This window comes from Streptosporangium sp. NPDC001559, from assembly GCF_042893955.1.
GTDB lineage: Bacteria > Actinomycetota > Actinomycetes > Streptosporangiales > Streptosporangiaceae > Streptosporangium.
Genome location: NZ_JBIAVG010000005.1, coordinates 478,416 through 498,692 on the forward strand (window position 1 = coordinate 478,416; position 20,277 = coordinate 498,692).

Consider the following 20,277-nt stretch of genomic DNA (forward strand, 5'->3'; position numbering starts at 1 on the left):
TCAACCCTGGAGTGCGTGAAAGGGTTCCCGGAATCCGGGAAACAACGGGCGATCCACATCCCCCAACGAAGGAAAACGCATGATCGCTCCCGGGACGGCCCCGACATGATCGACCCCTCCGATGTGGACCTGGCGGAGGGGATCGGGGAGGCCTTCGACCGGGTCTTCGACGCCCACTTCGCCGAGATCCACCGCTATGTCGCCAGACGCCTGGACACCGACGTCGCCGACGATCTCGCGGCGGACACCTTCCTGATCGCCTTCCGCGACCGTCACCGCTTCGACGCGGCCAGGGGCGCCGTCAGACCGTGGCTGTACGGCATCGCCACCAACCTCGTCGCCAGGCACCGGCGCCAGGAGGTGCGCCGTTGGAGGGCGCTCAGCCGTACCGGCGCCCCGTGGGGCCGGGCGCACGAGGGACACGAGGACGCGGTGACGGCGAGGGTCACCGCGGAGCGGGTGACGGGCAGGCTCGCGGGGGCGCTCGCCGGTCTGGCCAAGCGGGACCGCGACGTGGTGCTGCTCCTGGCGCTCGGCGGCCTGGCGCACGCCGAGGTGGCCGAGGCGCTCGGCATCCCCTACGGAACCGTGGCCTCCCGGCTGAACCGGGCCCGTAAACAGCTACGCAAGGCACTGGGCGGCGTCAACCCGCTGGAGGAGGCCCACGATGGATGAGATCACCCTGCTGGCGTCCCACCTGCCCGACGCGCCGCCGCCCACGCCCGAGGTCGTGGCCCGGGCCAGGGCGCGCCTGAAGGCCCCCGGCACCCGTACGGCCAGGGCCGGGGCGCGGCGATGGACACCGGTCGCCGGGGTGGCCACCGCGACCGTCGCGGTCGCCGTGGCGGTCACGGTCGTCGTGTCCGGCCTGGGCGACGCCGTACCGCCGACCGTGGTGGTCCCGGCGAAGGGAGGGCAGGTCCTCCTGGACCTCGCGGACAAGGTGGAGAAGGCCCCCGTGGGGACGGGCGCCTACTGGCGGCGCCGTTCCGTCGTCGGGTCACTCCTCCCGGTGGACGCCGTCTCCAGCGGCGTCGTGATCAACACCTACGACGTCGTGCTCTGGGCGCCGCGGAAGCCCGGTGATTCCACCCTCGTCATCTCCGAGGCGCAGCCGAAACGCTCCCTGGTCCTGCCGCGTGGAAAGGCGCGCAAGCCGTGGAACCCGGCCGAGAAGTACGACTACACGCTGGGTGATACGTCGAACATGTGCGGATACTCCTGGAACACCGGGTCCGGGAGGATCCTGTATGACCGCAGGGCGGCCGAGCTGACCTTCGCCGAACTGCAGGCGCTGCCGACGGAACCGGCGGCGCTGCTCGAACGGCTGAGGACCCTGCGGACCCGCCCGCGCCATGCGCCCCCCGTTTCCGGAAGGGCGGCGAGGAGGGAGGTGCCGAAGGACGCGGGGGAGGAGGAGTATCTGAGCCTCGCCGCGGTCTCGCTGCTGGACCTGCCGAGCCCTCCCGCCCTGCGGGCCGCGGCGCTGAGGATCCTCGCGGGCCGTCCCGGCACGGAGGTCGTCGGGAAGGTCGTCGACGCGCTCGGCCGTACCGAGGTGGCGGTGCGGATCAACGCCGACCGGCCGTCCGAGGTCAGGATCCCCACCGACTACCAGATCATGGTCGACCCCCGGACGGGGGAGCTGGCCGGGGACAGGAGCACCGCGACGACGAACCGTGGCGGGCTGCCCCGGGGCACGGTGCTCGACTACACGGCCTACACCGAGCAGGGCTGGACCGACGAGCGGCCCGCCCGGCCCGGCGGGTGCGGGCGGGTGACGAACGTTCCCTGACGGGGGGTCAGTTCTTGGGCTTGGGGGCGGGCTTGGCGCCGTCCACGACCTTGCGGTGCCCGAGGGGGGCCTTGAGCTTGACGGTCGTCACCTTCTTGATGGCGATGTCGATGCAGACCGGGTTCTGGATCTTTCCGCTCTGGCCCTCCCAGAGGGTGACGGTCACCCGCTTGGAGGTCTGTTTGACGGTCACCCGGTCGAGCACCTGGCAGGGCTCCACCCCGGACCACCAGACGACCCGCAGGCTCCGGCCGTCCTTCGACGGCTTGGCGGACAGCCAGGCCACCTTGCGCGGGCCGATGGCGTGGCCTTCCGGCTTGACCGGCTTGGGGGCGCCCTTCTCGGTCGGTTCGACCCGGGGGGCGACGGTGTGGCCCACCGAGAGGGAGGGGACGGCGCCGCCCGCGGCGCCCGCGGGAGCCTCGGAGACGGCGGCGCCGTTCTGGACGCTCTGGGTGCCGCAGGCCGCCGTCAGCAGCAGGCCTCCGGCCAGGACGGGAATCACGATCCTACGCATAACCCTGTCAACGGATCAGGGCCCCGTACGGTTCAACCACCCGCGTCGTGGCTCGTCAGGGCTGCCCTTAGGCTGGTCATCCGCTTCTCCTCATGCAAGGTGCGTTGACGTGATCGCGATTCTGGGAACCGGGAAGATGGGCGAGGCCCTGCTGTCGGGCCTGCTGCGGGCCGGGTTCGAGCCGGACGAGGTGCTGGCGACGGCGCGGCGCCCGGAGCGGGCCGCCGACCTCGGCAAGCGGTACGGCGTGCGCATCGTGACCAACGCCGAGGCCGCGGAGAGCGCCGAGACGATCATCCTCGCGGTCAAGCCGCAGGACATGGGCTCCCTGCTGACCGAGATCGCCCCGCACGTCTCCGCGGACCGGCTGGTGATCTCGGCGGCGGCGGGCATCACGACCTCGTTCGTGGAGTCGAGGCTGGCCGGCGACGTCCCGGTCGTGCGGGTCATGTCGAACACCCCGGTGCTGGTCGACGAGGCGATGAGCGTGATCTCCGCGGGCGCCCACGCCGCGGAGGAGCACCTGCGGCTGACCGAGGACCTGCTGCGGCCGGTCGGCAAGGTGCTGCGCATCCCCGAGTCCCAGCAGGACGCCGCGACCGCGCTGTCCGGCAGCGGCCCGGCCTACTTCTTCTATCTCGTCGAGGCCATGGTCGACGCGGGCATCCTGCTCGGCATGCCCCGCTCCGCCGCCCTCGACATGGTCACCCAGTCGATCGTCGGCGCGGCCATCATGCTCCGTGACTCCGGCGAGCACCCGGTGATCCTCCGCGAGGCGGTCACCTCGCCGGGCGGCACGACCATCGCGGCCATCGCCGAGCTGGAGCGCCACAGCGTCCGCGCGGCCTTCCTGGCCGCCATCGAGGCCGCCAGGGACCGAAGCCGTCAGCTCGCCGGTGGGTGATATCCCCTATTAGTCAGTAAAGTTTCCTTTTCTTGTGATAAGCGGCATCATCTCCACGGAAGTCTCGGGGAGTGATGTGATGGGCGGGCAAGCCGCACGAGCCGTCGGCCAGGAGGAACAGGAGAGACCCGCGGTCTGGTCGCGGGGTTTCGGCCTCTTCTTCACCGCCCGTTCGGTCTCCATGCTCGGCAGCGCGATGGTGCCGATCGCGACCGCGCTCGGCGTCGGCGGCCTGGGGTACGGCCCGACCGGCGTCGGGCTGGCACTGGCCGCCTGGATGGCGCCGGTCGCGTTGCTGATCCTGTTCGGCGGGGTGTTCGCCGACAGGTTCACCCCGCGCCGCATGATGATCGGCGCGGACGTCGTCAGGGTCGCGACCCAGGCGCTGCTGGCCGCACTGTTCGTCTTCGGCACGCCCGGGCTGTGGCAGGTGCTGGTCATCTCGGCGATCAACGGCGCCGCGGCCGCCATGTACCAGCCGGGCGTCGCCAGCACGATCCCCAGGGTGGCCAGGGACGTGCAGCGGGCCAACGCCACCCTGCGCGTCTCCGAGTCGATCATGATGCTGGTCGGGCCGGGGGTCGCCGGGGCCGTGGCGGGCTTCGTCAACGTCGGGGTGGTCTTCGCGCTCGACGCCGTGGGGTTCGCGATCAGCGCCGTCTGCCTGCTCCTGCTGCGCCTGCCCCCGGGCTCCCCGGTCGTCGTCGAGGAGTCGATGTGGCGCAACCTGCGCGGAGGCTGGCTGGAGTTCCGGTCCAGGACCTGGATGTGGTCGGTGATCCTGGTCTGGATCATCTTCGGCGCCACCCTGTTCGGCCCGCTGATCCCGCTGGGCTCGGTGCTGGTCGGCGGTAGGCTGGGGGACCAGGCGTACGGGCTGGTCATGTCGGCCTCGGGCGCGGGCACGATCCTGGGCGGCCTGCTCGCGATGCGGGTACGTCCCGCCCGCCCGCTGATGGCCGGGGCGATCGGCATGTTCGGCTTCGCGCTCGAACCGCTGACGATCGCGATCGGGGCACCGCTGGGGGTCCTGATGGCCGGGCACGTGGTCGGCGGTGTCGGGTGGGCGTTCTGGTCGGTCATGTGGGCCACGAGCATCCAGACGCAGGTGCCGCCGGAGGCGCTCAACCGGGTCACCGCCTACGAGGTCGGCGGTTCGACGCTCGCCGTACCGGTCGGGCAGGTGCTCGCCGGGCCTCTCGCCGGGGTGTTCGGCGCGCGGGAGACACTGGCCGTCTCCGCGGTGGTCGCGGTGTGCGGCTGCGTCTGCCTGCTGCTGGTGCCCGCGGTCAGGAGACTGCGCAGGGTCGCCGAGGTCGTGCCTGCCTGAGTCCCGGGGCGGTGCCTGTCCGGGAGGCCGCCTGAGGGGCCGCCGGAGGCCGGATGGGTCTGTGCGTCTGCACGTGCGGTAACGTCGGCCGGGGTGGGGAGATCCGGGGGCGGAGCCGTACCGGAGCGCCCGTTTCTCGCGTCGCGGTCGAACAGGGAGGGCGCATGAGCCGGTCCGTGAGGGTCGTCTGGGACGACGCGCTCACCGGATACGACTTCGGGCCGGGGCATCCGCTCGCGCCCGTGCGGGTCGAGCTGACCATGGCGCTGGCCAGGGAGCTGGGAGTGCTCGACGCCGTCGAGGTGGCAGGCTGCGTGGCCGCGACCGACGACGAGCTGGCGATGGTCCACGGGCGCGGCTACATCGAGGCCGTCAGGCGGGCCTCCGCCACGGGGCGGCCGGACCGGGCCCACGGGATCGGCACCGAGGACACCCCGGCCTTCGCCGGGATGCACGAGGCCTCCGCGCTGATCACCGGCGCCACCCTCGCCGCGGCCCGCGCCGTGTGGCACGGCGAGGCCGAGCACGCGGTCAACGTCGCCGGCGGGCTGCACCACGCGATGCCCGACGCGGCGAGCGGGTTCTGCGTCTACAACGACCCGGCGGTGGCGATCGCCTGGCTGCTGGCCCAGGGCGCGACCCGGGTGGCCTACGTCGACGTGGACGTGCACCACGGAGACGGGGTCCAGGCCGCCTTCCACGACGACCCCAGGGTCCTGACGATCAGCCTGCACGAGAGCCCCCGCACGCTCTTCCCCGGGACGGGCTTCCCCGACGAGCGCGGGGCGGAGGGGACGGCGGTCAACGTCGCGCTGCCCGCCGGATGCGGGGACATCGGCTGGCTGAGGGCCTTCGGCGCGGTCGTGCCGCCGCTGCTGCGGGAGTTCGCCCCCGAGGTCCTGGTCACCCAGCACGGCTGCGACAGCCACGCGCTGGACCCGCTGGCCCACCTCATGCTCAGCCTGGACGGCCAGCGCGCCGCCTACGCCGCCCTGCACGAGCTGGCGCACGAGACCGCGGGAGGGCGCTGGGTCGTCACCGGCGGCGGGGGGTACGAACTGGTCCGGGTGGTGCCCAGGGCGTGGACCCACCTGATCGCCGAGGTCTCCGGCCATCCGCTCGACCCGGAGACCGAGACGCCTCCCGGCTGGCGGCGGTTCGTCGCCGAGCGGACGGGGGAGACGGCGCCGCTCACGCTGACCGACGGCAGAAACCCGGAATTTCGGGATTTTTCTGCTGGTTATGACCCAGCAGACCCGATCGACAGAGCCATCATGGCGACAAGGAAGGCCGTCTTCCCCTTCCACGGACTGGACCCCCTCCCATGACCGTGACGGTGGGAGAACACGCCGAGACAGGAGGGGAAGGACGGATGAGCGACCGGCGGCCGATGCCGCGTGAGAACCTCCGCGCGCACCTGGTCCGCACCCGCATCGCCGGGGACGTGGCCACCAGCAGGGAGAACAACCTCGACCACTACCGGGCACTGGCCGAGCGGGAGCCGCGCCACCTGTTCGGGCTGAGGCCGGAGGGCCGCTGGGACGAGCGGGACGTCCTCGAACTGATGGCCAAGTCCGCCGGGGTCGTGGCCGACCCCGACCACCGCGGCGGCCAGGACACCATCGACCCCGACCTGACGATCGACGCCGTCGAGGCGATGGGAGACACGATCGCCGGGGCGCTGCGCGTCGGCTCGCCGAGGGTGCTGATCGCCACCGGCCACCCGACCGGGCTGCTGGCCGTGCACCTGGTGCTGGCCGGGCTGCTCAGCAGGCATGGCGCGACGCTGCTCGACCCGGCAGAGGGCTGGTCCCACCGCAGCCCCTCCTCGGGCCGCAAGCACGAGATCCGCTATCTGGGCGGCGTCGCCATGGTCGCGGACCGGGGCAGCCTCGCGCACACCCACGACGCGGCCCCCATGGAGGCCATGCTCGCCGAACTCGGCGACGGGCGTCCAGACCTGGTGATCGCCGACCACGGCTGGGCCGGGGCGGCCGGGGAGGCGGGCGTCCTCACGGTCGGTTTCGCCGACAGCAACGACCCCGCCCTCTTCGTCGGCGAGGCCGAGGGGAAGATCGCGGTCACCGTACCCCTTGACGACAACGTGCTACCGAGGTATTACGCTCCGCTTACGGATCATCTGATCGAGAGAGTCGTACGGGCTCTCTGAGACGGACGTTGCACGAATCGGCCTGACCCTTACGTGCTTTTCGCGCCTGCATTCCATCTGCCTCGCCACCCGTTTGCCAAATTTTTGACCGTTGTGGGCGACTCTGAGAAGAGACAGTTGGTCCGTTCCAAGCCCAGGGGGAGAGGTGGGTTCCGGCTGCTGGCCAGCGTTTTCTTCCGTTTCGCTGACGTGGGACTGCGAAGACTGAGACAGTAGGGGGTTTGCACACTCGGAGTCCCGTCTTACGCTGACGGCAGTACACGTGCGTGAGCAATGGCACCAGTGGGGATAACCCGGAAACACGTGCGGAAGAGGCGTCCGATGGGTGCAGGCGAAAGACCTCTCAGTGAGGTGAAGTTCCTGACCGTGGCCGAAGTGGCCACTGTCATGAGGGTGTCCAAGATGACGGTGTACCGACTCGTGCATTCGGGCGAGCTGCCGGCCATCCGGGTCGGCCGATCCTTCAGAGTGCCGGAGCAGGCGGTCCACGACTATCTCAGGGACGCCTACATCGAGGCTGGTTGAAGCGGTGCGAGCCCGACGGGTGAGCCCGGCGGCCGGGGTCCTGGGTGACCCGGCCACCGGGCGAGCGAAGACGGGCGAACGGCCGACGGGTTCCGGTCCCGGGTGAGATCCGGTGACGGGAACCCGGCCTTCGACAAGACGACGGTGGGGTAGCGGCGTGCGTGTCACGCCGTGAGTTCCGGTACCCGGGCTCCCCCCAGGGGGCGATCTACCACGGATCGCCGGTAGTCTGTTGAGCCGGTGTGCTCGCGCGCACCGGTCTGACAAACTCGGCTACCAGCTACCTGGGGGTCCCGTGGGCTCTGTGATCAAGAAGCGCCGTAAGCGCATGGCGAAGAAGAAGCACCGTAAGCTGCTCAAGAAGACCCGCATCCAGCGGCGTAACAAGAAGTAGCGACGCGGATCTGCGAGGCGCCGATGACCCATACCGTGCTTGTCACCGGGGTCTCGCGCCACATCGGCGCCCGAGTGGCGAGCGTTCTCGCGGCTGACCCGGCCATCGACCGGGTCATCGGAGTGGACACGGTGCCGCCGCCCTCGCTCTCACGTGATGGCGGCGTACCTCCCGGCCGGACGGAGTTCGTCCGTGTCGATCTGCGCAGCCCCGACATCGCCCAGGTGATCGCGGCCGCCGACATCGACACTGTGGTCCACATGAGCCTGGTCAGCGCTCCCCCGCGGAGCGGTGGCAGGGCCCTCATGAAAGAGCACAACGTCATCGGCACCATGCAACTGCTCGGTGCCTGTCAGCGGTCCGCGACGGTCCGCCGTGTCGTGATCCGCTCGACCACGGCGGTGTACGGTTCCTCCCCGCACGACCCGGCGGTCTTCGCCGAGGACAGTGATCCCGGCGAACACCCGGGCCATGGCTACGCCAAGGACGCCTCAGAGGTCGAGGGCTACGTCCGCGGCTTCGCCAGGCGACGCGCGGACGTGGTCGTCTCGACACTCAGGTTCGCCAACTTCATGGGACCGGGCATCGACTCGCCCCTGACGCGTTACCTCACCCAGCCGGTCCTGCCGACCGTGCTCGGCTTCGACCCCCGGCTGCAGTTCGTCCACGAGGACGACGCCGTCGAGGTGCTCAGGCGGATGGCCACCGAGGACCACCCCGGAACGTTCAACGTGGCCGGGGACGGTGTGCTGCTGCTGTCCCAGTGCGCCCGCAGGGCGGGCCTGCCGACGATCCCTCTGCCCTCACCGGCCTTCCGGCTCATGGGAGACCTCATGGGCGACCTGGTCAAGGGCACGGGGCTGACCGGCTACTCCGCCGAGCAGGTACGCCTGATGCGTTACGGACGCGTGGTCGACACCAGCAGGCTCGCCGCGGAACTCGGCTGGCGGCCCAAGTTCTCCACCGCCGCCGCGTTCGAGGACTTCGTCCGTTCGCGGGGCCTGGCCTCCCGGCTTCTCCCGACGGTGGCCGGACGGTGAGCGAGAAGGACGACCGCGTCGCGGGACTGCTGGACTTCCTGCGGCGCCGGGTCGCCGGGCAGTACGACGTGGACGAGTTCGGCTTCGACCCCGAGCTCACCGACCGGGTGCTGCTCGAACTCATCCGCCCGCTGTACCGGCACTGGTTCCGCGTCCAGACCGTCGGGATGGACAACGTCCCCGACGACTCCGGCGCCCTGGTCGTGGCCAACCACTCGGGCACCCTCCCGCTCGACGCGCTCATGCTCCAGGTGGCGCTGCACGACGACCACCCGAGCCACCGCGCCGTACGGCTGCTCGGCGCGGACCTGGTCTACCAGCTTCCCGTGCTCGGGCACCTGTCCCGCAAGACCGGGCACACCCTGGCCTGCCCGGAGGACGCCGACCGCCTGCTGCGCAAGGGCGAGCTCGTCGGGGTCTTCCCCGAGGGGTTCAAGGGCGTGGGCAAGCCGTTCTCCGAGCGTTACCGGCTGCAGCGCTTCGGCCGTGGCGGGTTCGTCGCCTCGGCCATCAGGGCGGGGGTGCCGATCATCCCCTGCGCGATCGTGGGGGCCGAGGAGATCTACCCCAAGATCGGTGACCTGCGTTTCCTGGCCAGGGCGTTCGGCCTGCCGTACCTGCCGATCACGCCGTTCTTCCCCTGGCTCGGCCCGCTCGGGCTGGTGCCGCTGCCGTCCAAGTGGGTGATCGGCTTCGGCGAGCCCATCAGGACCGACGAGTTCGCCCCCTCGGACGCCGACGACCCCATGCTGGTCTTCAACCTCACCGACCAGGTCCGCGAGGTCATCCAGCAGCAGCTGAACGAGCTGCGCCTGCGGCGGGGACACGCCTTCCCGCCGTTCCTCTGACCCTTTCCGGCCACCTGGAACGGGTCACCTGGAACGGTAGAAACGGCGCAGGGCGACGGCCGCGGCGACTCCGCCCGCGACCGCCCCGGCGCCCGCAGCGATGGGCAGCCCGATCATGGTCGCCTTACGGCCGGTACGGAAGTCCCTGATGTCCCAGCCGTTCTCCCTGGCGTACTCGCGCAGCTCGGTGTCCGGGTTGACCGCGGTCGCGTGACCGACGAGCGAGAGCAGCGGCAGGTCGTTGGCCGAGTCGCTGTAGGCGGAGCAGCGGTCCAGGTCGAGCCCCTCCCGGCGGGCCAGCGCCCGTACGGCCGCCGCCTTGGCGGGACCGTGGAGCAGGTCGCCGACCAGGCGCCCGGTGTAGACGCCGTCCCTGGTCTCGGCGACCGTGCCCAGGGCACCGGTCAGGCCGAGGCGCTGGGCGATGACCCGGGCCAGCTCGACCGGTGTCGCGGTGACCAGCCACACCCGTCTGCCGGCGTCCAGGTGGCTCTGGGCGAGGGCGCGGGTGCCCGCCCAGATGCGGTCGGCCATCACCTCGTCGTAGATCTCCTCGCCGAGCCTGACGATCTCCTCGACCTTGCTGCCCGCGACGAACGCCAGCGCGGTCTCCCTGGCCTTGGCGATGTGGTCGGGGTTCTCGTCGCCGCGGACGCGGAAGATGACCTGGCCGAGGGCGAACCTGAGCAGGTCCTTGGTGGTGAACAGGCCACGGGAGGCCAGCCCCCTGGCGAAGTGGTAGATGGAGGCGCCGCGCATCATCGTGTTGTCGACGTCGAAGAAGGCGGCCGAGGACGGGTCGGTCTCGGCCATCGGCATGGCCACCGCCGCCGCGGCCGCCACCTCTCCGGCCGTCCGAGGTTCGTCCCGCCGTCGTAGTAGCCGCCTCATAGCCCCTCAGCTTAACCGCGCCCGTGCACCGCGCCCGTGCGCCGCTCTCTAGTCCCCGTGACAGTCGTCGTGACGCCCTGTGACGTCCAGGTGTGGATCAGTCCCTGGTGACGGGCCGCGAGTCGGGCTGGGTCAGGCCGTCGATGTAGTCGAGGTAGCCGTTGGCCCTGCGGCGGTCCTCCTCGTTCATCTTGGGGAGCATGATCTCGATCTGGTTGCGCTGCTTCTGGACGAAACGCTTGAGCTGCCCGGTGCTCCTGCCGCTGCGGCGCTCGACCCGGGTGAGGGAGGTGACCGCGGAGCGGGTGGTGTCCTCCATGTCCTTGAGGGTCTCGTCGATCAGGCCGCTCTCCCGCTTGGTCGCGCCGAGAAGCTCCTCGACCTCGTGGGCGCGCGTCTCGGCGTAGCCGAAGGAACGGTCGGCCCGCTCGGCGTCGTCGGTGCTCAGGTGGAACAGCGTGCTCTCCGCCGCGCGCTTGAGGGGGTAGAGCGCGTCACCGGGCATCGACCGGTAGGTCCCCACGCCTCCCGCGACCAGCGCGCCCGCCAACGCCAGGCTCACCAGCTGGGGCACCAGCGCCGTACGGCGCCGCGCCCGCCGGGGGACGTCCGGGACGTCGGCGACGACGGGCTCGGGGGACAGGTCCTCCTCGGCGGCGTTCATCAGGCGTTCACGCAGTTCGGCGCGGAACTCGGGCCGGGGGTCGCCGCTCATGTCGGCACCGAGCCGGGACACGCGATCCTGGATGTGTGTCCGCGATCTGTGTGAGATGCCGGGCAGCCACTTACCCATGAACGCTCCCTGCCGCCCCCAGGTCATGATCCGTCTGTGCACTTGCCTAACGACAGCCCCGCGTGCCAGGTTACGCGATCCCCTGCCATCGGTACGGTCAGCCGAGATCCGAGGGCAGCGTACGAGCCAGCGCCCGGATGGCACGGAACTGCAGGGCCTTGATCGCCCCGCTCTTCTTGCCCATGACGAGAGCGGTCTCCGCCAGGGACATGCCGTGCAGGAACCGCAGGACCACGCACTCCTGCTGCTCGGGACCGAGCGCGCGTACCGCGCTGAGCACCCGATCGTTGATCATCGCGGTGACGACGGCGTTCTCCGGGATGTGCGGGCCGTCGAGGGGCACGTCGAACACCTGGGCGGTTGAGACCTCAAGGCGGTATCTGCCCGACTTGAAGTGGTCGGCGACCAGGTTCCTGGCGATGGTCACCAGCCAGGCCCCGAAGTCGCGGCCCTGCCAGGTGAAGTCGGCGATCCGGCGCAGGGCCCTCAGGAAGGTCTCGCTGGTGAGGTCCTCGGCCAGTGGATGGGAGCCGACCCGGAAGTAGACGTACCGGTAGACCAGGTCCAGGTAGCGGTCGTAGAGCGTGCCAAAGGCGTCCGTGTCCCCTGTCTTGGCACGCAGAACAAGCCTCCGGAGTTCCTCCGAGGCGTCCTCGCGTGCGGCGAGCTCATTACTGCGGGCAGGCTGGGTCACCCCGGTGGTCGTGGGGAGGGGCCCGGCGAACGGCCACGTGTCTGGCATCCGGTATCCCTTGGGGGAGGGGGCACGGCGTGCTCGAACACTCTAGGAAAACAACCTGAAATTCCACAATCCACTGGGCAATGTCGTGACTGCCGGTAATCGCTCGGTACGGTAGGGCGCCGGTGGTTTTACGTCGGTCCGAGCAGCCCGTCATCAGTTCGGCTACCGGTTAGCGGGTAATGTCCGGCAGCATTGGAGGCACCATGAATCTCCTTGTCGCTGTCATCGCGTTCGCCGGGGCGCTGCTCGCGATCATCGCCACAGTCGCTCTCATCAGCCGTATCCGGGATGAGCGCAAGGGATGGCTGATCGCCTGGAGCCTCACGACGGCGACGTTGGGCGTGTCACTCGCAGTAATCGGAACCGGCTGTCTCATTGGATTTGGGGCGACCACATTCCGCGTTTTCCAGCTTTCCGGATCATTGCTCGCCCCGCTCTGGCTGGCCGTCGGAGTGGTTCAGCTCATTGGACGCGGGTCCGCGGGAAGGTTCGCCTCCTGGCTTCTCGGCGTGGCGTTCACCATTGTCGGAACGGTCATCATGATCTCCGACCGGGTGGACCTCGAACGGGAGTTCACCACCAGCCTGCCGCTGGGCAGCCGCCACTGGGACGTCTTCCCGGCCTACCTGCTCTGGGCGGTTCACGCGGGCGCCGCGCTCGTCCTGCTGGGCGCCCTGATCCTCGCGGTGCTGCGCCGCAACGGCGACGACTACGACGCCGACAACCTGCACGCCATGCTCGTGCTCGGCCCCGTGGGCCTGGCCACGATCGGGGCGGTCAGTTTCACGGTCCCCGGGATGCTCACCATCGTCCTGCTCGCCGTCGCCGGGGCCGCCGTGTGGTACGTCGTGCTGCGCCCGCTGGCGCCGTACGAGGACGAGGACGAGGAGGAACCGGTGGAGGACGCGCGACGCGCGACGCGGTCGGCGGGCCGCAGGGCCGCGCCGGAACAGCCGCCCTTCCAGGACGTCCAGGTCGCCGGGCGCCGGGCCGTACCCGAGGACTCCACGCGTCATTCCGGTCTCGGTGACCTGGTGGCCGAATATCGGGCCGGAGAGCGGGAGGCCGACTACGCGGCGCACACACGGCAGGCACCGATCCCGCAGAACGCGCCGCCCGTGGGGAACGAGTTCGGCGGGCCCGCGACGGGCATGTTCATGGCCGGCGACTACGCGGCGCCACCCGCGGTGCCGCCTGGGGGGCCCGCCATGGCGCCGCCCCCGGGAGGCGCGTACGGCCCTCAGCCGCAGGTGAACGGCCAGTTCGGCATGACCTCCGGCGGCCCGGCCACCGGCGAGTACGACATCCAGACCAACGAGTACGGCAGGCGCGGCGGCGGCAGGCGCGCCAAACCCGTCGATCCCGCGGTCGGCCCCGGCACCGGCGAGTTCGCCGCCGACCCCCTGTACGGCGGCAGGCACAACAACGGCCTCGCCCCCATGCCCGCGGACCAGGCCTTCGGCGCCCCGCCCGTCCCGCCCGGCGGCCCCGACCTCTCACGGGGCGCCAGGCACGGCCAGGCGCCCGAACAGCCCCAGCCGGGGGTGCCCGCCTTCGGCGCCTACGGCCAGCCGCCCATGGCCGCCCCGGAGACCGGTGCCGTGTATCCCGGTGCCAGGCCCGAGCAGGCGGACGGCGGAGGCCGTCCCTCCCCGGCCATCTTCGGGCTGCTGACCGTGTTCACCCTCCTCGACGGCACCGGGGAGAGGTTCGACCGGCTGGCCGAGGAGACGCTTGAGGCCGTACGACGCGCCGAGCCGGACACGCTGATCTACGCGTGCCACTCGGTGAAGTCGGCCCCGTTGCAGCGCATCGTCTACGAGCTGTACCGCGACGAGGTGGCCTACGCCGAGCACCAGCGGCAGCCCCACGTCGAGCGCTTCGTCGCCGAGCGGCAGAGCATGGTGCTGGCGACCAACGTGATCGAACTCACGGTCAACGCCGCCAAGGTGATGCCGCTGCCCACGGCCTTCAGGATCTAGCGAGCCAGCGCGGCGCGCAGGCGGCCCTCGTCGACCCGCCAGAAGTCGTGCTGGACGCCGTCGATCAGTGTGACCGGGATCATCTCCCAGTACTTCGCCTGGTCCTCCTCGGAGAGCGTGATGTCACGCTCCTCCCACGGAACGCCCAGTTCCGCCGCCACGCGGCCTATCACCGCCCGCGCGTCGTCACACAGGTGACAGCCGGGCTTGCCGTACAGCGTGATGCGGTGATCCTGCGGTGCCATGTCCGTCACGCTAGCCCAGGACACGGCCGCTCCAGGAACGTGGGGGACAGGAGAGCAACCTGGGAGTTCTCGCCGTCCCGTTCCGTGCCCGACACTGGGAAGACCCACTTTGTGCACCGGTTCACAAAGGGACTAACCTGAAAGACAGTGGCCTCACCTCGTCATCCGTCGCGTCCGGGCCGCGCCGGCCGCCTGTCCCCCTGGAGCTCCGGCACGTGATTCGCCGTCTTTCCCAAGCTCGTGAACGTGGCATTCCCGAGGCGACCGTCGCCCGGTTGCCGCTCTATCTGCGAGCGCTCAACGGCATGGCCGAGCGGGGCCTGGCGACCGTGAGCTCGGAGGACCTGGCCGTCGCCGCCGGAGTGAACTCGGCCAAGCTTCGCAAGGATCTCTCACATCTGGGCTCGTACGGCACCCGCGGGGTAGGGTACGAGGTCGAGTACCTCATCTACCAGATCTCCCGTGAACTGGGTCTGACCCAGGACTGGGCGGTCGCGATCGTCGGGGTGGGTAACCTCGGGCGCGCGCTCGCCAACTACGGAGGGTTCGTCTCCAGGGGGTTCCGGGTCGCGGCGCTCCTGGACGCCGACCCGGAGGTGGTTGGTGACCACATCGCGGGACTGACCGTCGAGCACATCGACGAGCTCGAGGCCGTCATCAGGCGGCGAGCCGTGTCGATCGTCGTGCTCGCGACCCCGGGCGCGGCGGCGCAGCAACTGGCCGACCGGGTCATCGCCGCCGGTGTGACGAGCATTCTGAACTTCGCCCCGGTCGTACTCGCTGTACCCGAAGGCGTCGATATCCGTAAAGTCGACCTATCCATTGAACTGCAGATCCTCGCGTTCCACGAACAACGTAAGACGGATCGGATGACTGGGGGGCCCGCGATGGCCGAGGAGTGGCCCGAGGCGGTGGACTTGTGAACGACAGAGCCCGAAGGCACGACGTCTCCCGCGGGGAGACCACGGGTTCACCACGACCCGAGGAGGCCCGGTGAGCGTCCTCGTCGTCGGTCTGAGTCACAGGACCGCCCCCGTCGCACTGCTCGAACAGGTCTCCGTCACCGGTGACGCGCTGGTCAAACTGCTGCACGACGTGCAACAGGACGTCCGGGTCGCCGAGGCCATGGTCGTCTCGACCTGCAACCGGGTGGAGGTCTACGCCACCGTCGACCGCTTCCACGCGGCCGTCAACGCGATCTCCGAGCTGCTCTCCGTCCACTCCGGCGTCCCCATGGAGCGGCTGGCCGGCCACCTGTACGTCCACTACGAGGACCGGGCCGTCGAACACCTGTTCTCCGTCGGCTCGGGGCTCGACTCGATGGTCCTCGGCGAGGGGCAGATCCTCGGCCAGATCCGCTCGGCGCTCAAGCTCGCCCAGGAGCAGGGCACCGTGGGCCCGACGCTCAACGAGCTGGTCCAGCAGGCCCTGCGGGTCGGCAAGCGTTCCCACACCGAGACCGGTATCGACCGGGCGGGCGCCTCCCTCGTCGGCGTCGGCCTCACCCTCGCCGAACGCGCCCTCGGCCCCATCCAGGGCAGGCGCGCCCTGGTCGTCGGCGCGGGCTCGATGAGCGCCCTGTCGGCCGCGACCCTCCAGCGGGCCGGCGTCACCGACATCGTGATCGTCAACCGCACCCACGAGCGCGCCGTACGGCTGGCGCAGACGGTCGGCGGCAGGGCCGCGCGGTTCGACGACCTGACGGCCGAACTGGCCGAGGCCGACCTGGTGATCTCGTGCACCGGCGCGACCGACGTGGTGGTCACCGTCGACATGGTCCCCGCCAGGCAAATGTTCGTGCTGGACCTCGCCCTGCCCCACGACGTCGACCCGGCCGTACGGAGCCTGCCCGGCGTCACCCTCGTCGACCTGGAGTCGATGCAGGACGGCGACATCACCGAGACCGACGACGGCGGACGGGCCGAGGCGGTCGCCGCCGTACGCGAGATCGTCACCCGCGAGGTCGCCGCCTACCTGTCGGCCGAGCGCGCCGCGCGGGTCACCCCGACCGTGGTCGCGCTGCGCAGCAAGGCGGCCGACGTGGTCGAGGCCGAACTCGGACGACTCGCCTCCCGGGTGCCCGGCCTCGACGGGCGGGTCCGCGACGAGGTCGCGCAGACGGTCAGGCGCGTGGTCGACAAGCTGCTCCACGAGCCCACCGTGCGTGTCAAACAGCTCGCCGAGTCCCCGGCAGGCGATCATTATGCGGAGGCGCTGCGCGAGCTGTTCAATCTTGACCCGAAGGTGCCCGACGCGGTGAGACGGGTCGATTCGGTGGAAACGGAGACGAACAAGAAGGAGGTGGGCAGATGAGCGACACCGCTTCTCCACTGAGGATGGGGACCCGGCGCAGCCTGATGGCGACGACCCAGTCCGGCCTGGTCGCCGCCCGCCTCACCGAGCTGACCGGCCGCGCCGTCGAACTCGTCGGCGTCACCACCTTCGGCGACGTGACCAAGGCCAACCTCACCCAGCTCGGCGGCACCGGCGTCTTCGTCAGCGCGCTGCGCGACAAGCTCATCGAGGGCGAGATCGACTTCGCGGTCCACTCGTTGAAGGACCTGCCGACCACACCGGACCCGCGCATCGTCATCGCCGCCATCCCGCCTCGCGACGACCCGAGGGACGCGCTGGTCGGCCCCGCCAAGCTGGCCGACCTGCCGCCGGGCTCCAAGATCGGCACCGGCTCCCCGCGCAGGGTCTCCCAGCTGCGGGTCCTCAGGCCCGACCTGGAGTACGTCCCGATCCGCGGCAACGCGGAGACCCGCATCGGCAAGGTCACCTCCGGTGAGCTGCAGGGCATCGTCCTGGCCGCCGCCGGACTCGGCCGTCTCGGACGCGAGGCCGAGATCTCCCAGGTCTTCGAGGTCGAGGAGATGCTCCCGGCCCCCGGGCAGGGCGCGCTGGCCGTCGAGTGCCGTGCCGACCGCCCCGACCTCGCCGAGTTCCTGAGTGTGCTCGACGACGCCGCGACACGCGCCGCGGTGACCGCCGAACGCGCGGTGCTCGCCGCACTTGAGGCGGGGTGCTCGGCTCCGGTCGGCGCCTACTCCGCCGAGCGTGGGCACGATCTGTTCCTGACCGCCGCTGTCGTCGCCGTGGACGGCAGCAGAGCGGTACGCAAGTCCGCCGCCGGGACCTCTTCGGCGCCCATGGATCTCGGTCGCGACCTCGCGGCCGAGATGATCGCCGAAGGGGCAGGCACGTTGATAGGGGAGCGAGCACATTGAGCTCCGGAAGTACCACCTTCGAGCGCTCCGCCGGGTTCGTCGCCTTCGTGGGCGCCGGACCAGGCGATGAGGGCCTGCTCACGCTTCGCGGCGCCGACCTGCTCTCGAAGGCCGACGTCGTCGTGCTCGATCGGGAGCCGTACGGCACGCTGCTGCGCCACTGCCGGGAGAACGTCGAGGTCGTCGACACCGCGAACGAGGAGGCCATCTCACTACGGGCCGTCAACGCCGCCAAGGCGGGCCGTGACGTCGTGCGCCTGTGCGCGGGCGACCCGATGTTCTTCTCCGCGATCACCGACGAGGTCGCGGCCTGTGCCAAGGCCGAGGTGGACTTCGAGATCGTCCCCGGCGTGCCGGCGGCGACCGCCGTCCTCACCTACGCGGGCATTCCCGCCGCGGTCTCCGTGCCCGAGTTCCGCGTCGTGGACGCCACCCAGGTCGACGACTGGTCGGCGCACGCGACCGGTGCGGGCACCCTGGTGATCTACAACGGGCTCTCCCAGGCCGCCGCGATCGGCAAGGCGCTGATCACCGCGGGCCGTCCCGACTCGACACAGGTCGCGATCAGCGGCTCGGGAACCACCACCGAGCAGTACACCGTGGTGACGACCCTCGGCCGGATCGCGCCCGACCTCAAGCACGCCGGGATGACCGAGCCCGCGCTGATCGTGGTCGGCGAGGCCGTCGGCATGCGGGAACGCCTGTCGTGGTTCGAGACCAAGCCGCTGTTCGGCTGGCGGGTGCTCGTGCCCAGGACCAAGGAACAGTCGGCCGGGCTCGTCGAACAGCTGCGCTCCTACGGCGCGGTGCCCGAGGAGGTCCCCACGATCTCCGTCGAGCCGCCCCGCACCCCGCAGCAGATGGACCGGGCGATCAAGGGACTGGTCACAGGCCGCTACGAGTGGGTGGCCTTCACCAGCGCCAACGCCGTCAAGGCCGTACGGGAGAAGTTCGAGGAGTACGGCCTCGACGCCAGGGCCTTCGCCGGGCTCAAGGTCGCCGCCGTCGGCGAGGCCACCGCGCGGGCCCTGGTGAGCTTCGGCGTCAAGCCCGACCTGATGCCCTCAGGCGAGCAGTCGTCCGAGGGACTGGTCGCCGAGTGGCCGCCGTACGACTCGATGCTCGACCCGATCAACCGGGTCCTGCTGCCCCGCGCGGACATCGCCACCGAGACCCTGGTCGCCGGGCTGACCGAACTCGGCTGGGAGTGCGACGACGTCACCGCCTACCGGACGGTCAGGGCGGCGCCGCCGCCCGCGCCGACCCGGGAGGCGATCAAGAGCGGCGGCTTCGACGCGGTGATGTTCACCTCGTCGAGCACCGTGCGCAACCTCGTGGGCATCGCGGGCAAGCCGCACAACGTCACGGTCATCGCCGTGATCGGCCCGCAGACCGCCAAGACCGCCGAGGAGTTCGGGCTCAGGGTGGACGTCATGGCCGACAAGCCCTCCGCCTCCGCCCTCGCCTCGGCACTGGCGGAGTACGGCGCCAAGCAACGCCAGGCGGCCGTCGCCGCGGGAGACGTCCCCCGCAGGCCCTCCCAGACCAGACGAGGGGCCAGGCGCCGCGCCAAGTAGCCTGGAGGACGGTAGGCACGGGTGCCGCGCGGCAGGAGGTCGGCGCGTCGGCACCCGGGAAGACGTTGGACAAACCGAATACGTCCCCCGGCTCCTCTCACCCTCCGTGGTGCCCGTGTGCCGGGAGGAGGGGGAGACATCATGACCGCCCAGTTCCCTGTCGCACGCCCACGCAGGCTCCGCCGTACGGCGGCGATGCGCCGGATGACAGCGGGAACCCGGCTACATCCCGCGGAGCTGGTGCTGCCGGTGTTCGTCAAGGAGGGCATCGACGAGCCCAGCCCCGTGACCTCCATGCCCGGCGTCCTGCAGCACACCCGCGACTCCCTGCTCAAGGCCGCCCACGAGGCCGCGCAGGCGGGCGTCGGCGGCCTGATCCTGTTCGGCGTGCCCGAGGTCAAGGACGCCAGGGGCTCGGCCGCCGACGACCCCGAGGGCATCGTCCAGCGCGCGGTCGCCGACCTGGTCGCCGAGGTCGGTGACGCGCTGGTCGTGATGACCGACACCTGCCTGGACGAGTTCACCGACCACGGTCACTGCGGCATCCTGACCCCCGGCGGGGAGGTCGACAACGACGCCACCCTGGAGCGCTACGGCGCCATCGCGGTCGCCCAGGCCAGGGCCGGATCCCAGGTCATCGCGCCCAGCGGCATGATGGACGGCCAGGTCGCCGCGATCCGCGCCGCGCTGGACGCCGACGGCTTCCAGGAGATCCCCATCCTGGGTTACTCCGTCAAGTACGCCTCGGCGTTCTACGGCCCCTTCAGGGAGGCCGCCGAGTGCGCGCCGCAGTTCGGCGACCGCAACGCCTACCAGCAGGACCCCGCAGGCCCGGTCGGTGAGGCACTGCGGGAGGTGCGCCTCGACCTCCAGGAGGGGGCCGACGCCGTCATGGTCAAGCCCGCGCTCGCCTACCTCGACATCCTGCGCCAGATCCGCGACCTGGTGGACGTCCCGGTGGCCGCCTACCAGGTCAGCGGCGAGTACTCCATGATCGAGGCCGCCGCGGCGAACGGCTGGATCGACCGGGACCGCGCCATCATGGAGTCCCTGATCGCGATCCGCAGGGCCGGGGCGGACATGATCCTCACCTACTGGGCGACCGAGGTGGCCAGGAAGCTCGGCTGACCTGGTTTGACATCCTCCCCCGCTTGAAAACGGGGGATTCCAACAGCGACTACCCCACCGGGAGGAGGTCGCGTTGAGGTTCACGGTTCACAGGCCCGGCAACCCGGTCGCCTCCCCGCGCATCCACCGCATGCCCCGCGGCAGTGTCTCTGACGTTGTCTCTGAC

General features: G+C 70.7%; 21 protein-coding genes. 16 read left to right on the forward strand and 5 right to left on the reverse strand.

From position 1 onward, the window contains the following. The first annotated feature begins 105 nt into the window (after positions 1 to 105). Both ACFYY8_RS14995 and ACFYY8_RS15000 read left to right on the forward strand, forming a co-directional pair. Positions 106 to 675: an RNA polymerase sigma factor gene (locus ACFYY8_RS14995; RefSeq protein ID WP_390040938.1), complete on the forward strand. Its 570-nt coding sequence runs from the start codon at positions 106 to 108 to the stop codon at positions 673 to 675. Further along, positions 668 to 1,795, forward strand: coding sequence for a CU044_5270 family protein (locus tag ACFYY8_RS15000; protein ID WP_390040940.1), 1,128 nt, complete (start codon positions 668 to 670; stop codon positions 1,793 to 1,795). The genes ACFYY8_RS14995 and ACFYY8_RS15000 overlap by 8 nt, the downstream gene beginning before the upstream one ends. 7 nt (positions 1,796 to 1,802) lie before the next feature. Here the strand turns inward: ACFYY8_RS15000 and ACFYY8_RS15005 are convergent, their stop codons facing one another. Then, positions 1,803 to 2,300 (reverse strand): hypothetical protein, encoded by a 498-nt coding sequence (locus tag ACFYY8_RS15005; protein WP_390040942.1) that lies wholly within the window; start codon positions 2,298 to 2,300, stop codon positions 1,803 to 1,805. Between the two features lie 121 nt (positions 2,301 to 2,421). On the opposite strand from ACFYY8_RS15005, the gene proC reads away from it, so the two are divergent. The 8 genes from proC to ACFYY8_RS15045 all read left to right on the forward strand — a co-directional run bounded on the left by proC (position 2,422) and on the right by ACFYY8_RS15045 (position 9,523). Next, on the forward strand, positions 2,422 to 3,216 hold the full coding sequence (proC, locus tag ACFYY8_RS15010) for a pyrroline-5-carboxylate reductase (RefSeq protein ID WP_362778011.1): 795 nt from the start codon (positions 2,422 to 2,424) through the stop codon (positions 3,214 to 3,216). Between the two features lie 79 nt (positions 3,217 to 3,295). Beyond that, positions 3,296 to 4,546, forward strand: a complete 1,251-nt coding sequence (locus ACFYY8_RS15015; protein WP_390040944.1) for an MFS transporter — start codon at positions 3,296 to 3,298, stop codon at positions 4,544 to 4,546. A 164-nt stretch (positions 4,547 to 4,710) separates the two neighbouring features. Beyond that, positions 4,711 to 5,874 carry an acetoin utilization protein AcuC gene (locus ACFYY8_RS15020; RefSeq protein WP_390040946.1) on the forward strand — a complete coding sequence of 388 codons (1,164 nt, stop codon included), beginning with the start codon at positions 4,711 to 4,713 and terminating at the stop codon, positions 5,872 to 5,874. Between the two features lie 44 nt (positions 5,875 to 5,918). Next, positions 5,919 to 6,716: a phosphatase gene (locus ACFYY8_RS15025; protein WP_390040948.1), complete on the forward strand. Its 798-nt coding sequence runs from the start codon at positions 5,919 to 5,921 to the stop codon at positions 6,714 to 6,716. 321 nt (positions 6,717 to 7,037) lie between these two features. Beyond that, positions 7,038 to 7,241, forward strand: a complete 204-nt coding sequence (locus ACFYY8_RS15030; protein ID WP_012887307.1) for a helix-turn-helix domain-containing protein — start codon at positions 7,038 to 7,040, stop codon at positions 7,239 to 7,241. 295 nt (positions 7,242 to 7,536) lie between these two features. Continuing rightward, positions 7,537 to 7,635: a 30S ribosomal protein bS22 gene (locus ACFYY8_RS15035; protein WP_018654693.1), complete on the forward strand. Its 99-nt coding sequence runs from the start codon at positions 7,537 to 7,539 to the stop codon at positions 7,633 to 7,635. A 23-nt stretch (positions 7,636 to 7,658) separates the two neighbouring features. Then, a complete protein-coding gene (locus ACFYY8_RS15040; protein ID WP_390040950.1) occupies positions 7,659 to 8,675 on the forward strand; it encodes an NAD-dependent epimerase/dehydratase family protein in 1,017 nt (338 codons plus the stop codon). Then, on the forward strand, positions 8,672 to 9,523 hold the full coding sequence (locus tag ACFYY8_RS15045) for a lysophospholipid acyltransferase family protein (RefSeq protein ID WP_390040952.1): 852 nt from the start codon (positions 8,672 to 8,674) through the stop codon (positions 9,521 to 9,523). Before ACFYY8_RS15040 ends, ACFYY8_RS15045 begins: the two co-directional genes overlap by 4 nt. A 24-nt stretch (positions 9,524 to 9,547) precedes the next feature. Here the strand turns inward: ACFYY8_RS15045 and ACFYY8_RS15050 are convergent, their stop codons facing one another. From ACFYY8_RS15050 to ACFYY8_RS15060, 3 genes are all read right to left on the reverse strand, one after another. After that, on the reverse strand, positions 9,548 to 10,414 hold the full coding sequence (locus ACFYY8_RS15050) for an HAD family hydrolase (protein WP_390040954.1): 867 nt from the start codon (positions 10,412 to 10,414) through the stop codon (positions 9,548 to 9,550). A gap of 97 nt (positions 10,415 to 10,511) precedes the next feature. After that, positions 10,512 to 11,150 (reverse strand): DUF5667 domain-containing protein, encoded by a 639-nt coding sequence (locus tag ACFYY8_RS15055; protein ID WP_390040956.1) that lies wholly within the window; start codon positions 11,148 to 11,150, stop codon positions 10,512 to 10,514. Positions 11,151 to 11,304: 154 nt separating this feature from the next. Then, complete coding sequence (locus ACFYY8_RS15060) at positions 11,305 to 11,949, reverse strand: sigma-70 family RNA polymerase sigma factor (RefSeq protein ID WP_352010945.1); 645 nt, start codon at positions 11,947 to 11,949, stop codon at positions 11,305 to 11,307. A gap of 203 nt (positions 11,950 to 12,152) precedes the next feature. Here ACFYY8_RS15060 and ACFYY8_RS15065 point away from each other — a divergent pair, with 203 nt between their 5' ends. Further along, positions 12,153 to 13,931 (forward strand): putative quinol monooxygenase, encoded by a 1,779-nt coding sequence (locus ACFYY8_RS15065; protein ID WP_390040958.1) that lies wholly within the window; start codon positions 12,153 to 12,155, stop codon positions 13,929 to 13,931. On the opposite strand, the gene ACFYY8_RS15070 is transcribed toward ACFYY8_RS15065, so the two are convergent. Further along, complete coding sequence (locus tag ACFYY8_RS15070; RefSeq protein WP_184711971.1) at positions 13,928 to 14,176, reverse strand: glutaredoxin family protein; 249 nt, start codon at positions 14,174 to 14,176, stop codon at positions 13,928 to 13,930. The genes ACFYY8_RS15065 and ACFYY8_RS15070 overlap by 4 nt on opposite strands. A 215-nt stretch (positions 14,177 to 14,391) precedes the next feature. On the opposite strand from ACFYY8_RS15070, the gene ACFYY8_RS15075 reads away from it, so the two are divergent. The 5 genes from ACFYY8_RS15075 to hemB all read left to right on the forward strand — a co-directional run bounded on the left by ACFYY8_RS15075 (position 14,392) and on the right by hemB (position 20,111). Next, complete coding sequence (locus ACFYY8_RS15075) at positions 14,392 to 15,099, forward strand: redox-sensing transcriptional repressor Rex (RefSeq protein WP_390040960.1); 708 nt, start codon at positions 14,392 to 14,394, stop codon at positions 15,097 to 15,099. A 70-nt stretch (positions 15,100 to 15,169) separates the two neighbouring features. Further along, positions 15,170 to 16,489, forward strand: coding sequence for a glutamyl-tRNA reductase (locus ACFYY8_RS15080; RefSeq protein WP_390040962.1), 1,320 nt, complete (start codon positions 15,170 to 15,172; stop codon positions 16,487 to 16,489). Continuing rightward, positions 16,486 to 17,406: a hydroxymethylbilane synthase gene (gene hemC, locus ACFYY8_RS15085; protein ID WP_390040964.1), complete on the forward strand. Its 921-nt coding sequence runs from the start codon at positions 16,486 to 16,488 to the stop codon at positions 17,404 to 17,406. The genes ACFYY8_RS15080 and hemC overlap by 4 nt, the downstream gene beginning before the upstream one ends. Continuing rightward, positions 17,403 to 18,983: a uroporphyrinogen-III synthase gene (locus ACFYY8_RS15090; protein WP_390040966.1), complete on the forward strand. Its 1,581-nt coding sequence runs from the start codon at positions 17,403 to 17,405 to the stop codon at positions 18,981 to 18,983. The genes hemC and ACFYY8_RS15090 overlap by 4 nt, the downstream gene beginning before the upstream one ends. 141 nt (positions 18,984 to 19,124) lie before the next feature. After that, complete coding sequence (gene hemB, locus ACFYY8_RS15095; RefSeq protein ID WP_390040968.1) at positions 19,125 to 20,111, forward strand: porphobilinogen synthase; 987 nt, start codon at positions 19,125 to 19,127, stop codon at positions 20,109 to 20,111. The last annotated feature ends 166 nt before the right edge of the window (positions 20,112 to 20,277 follow it).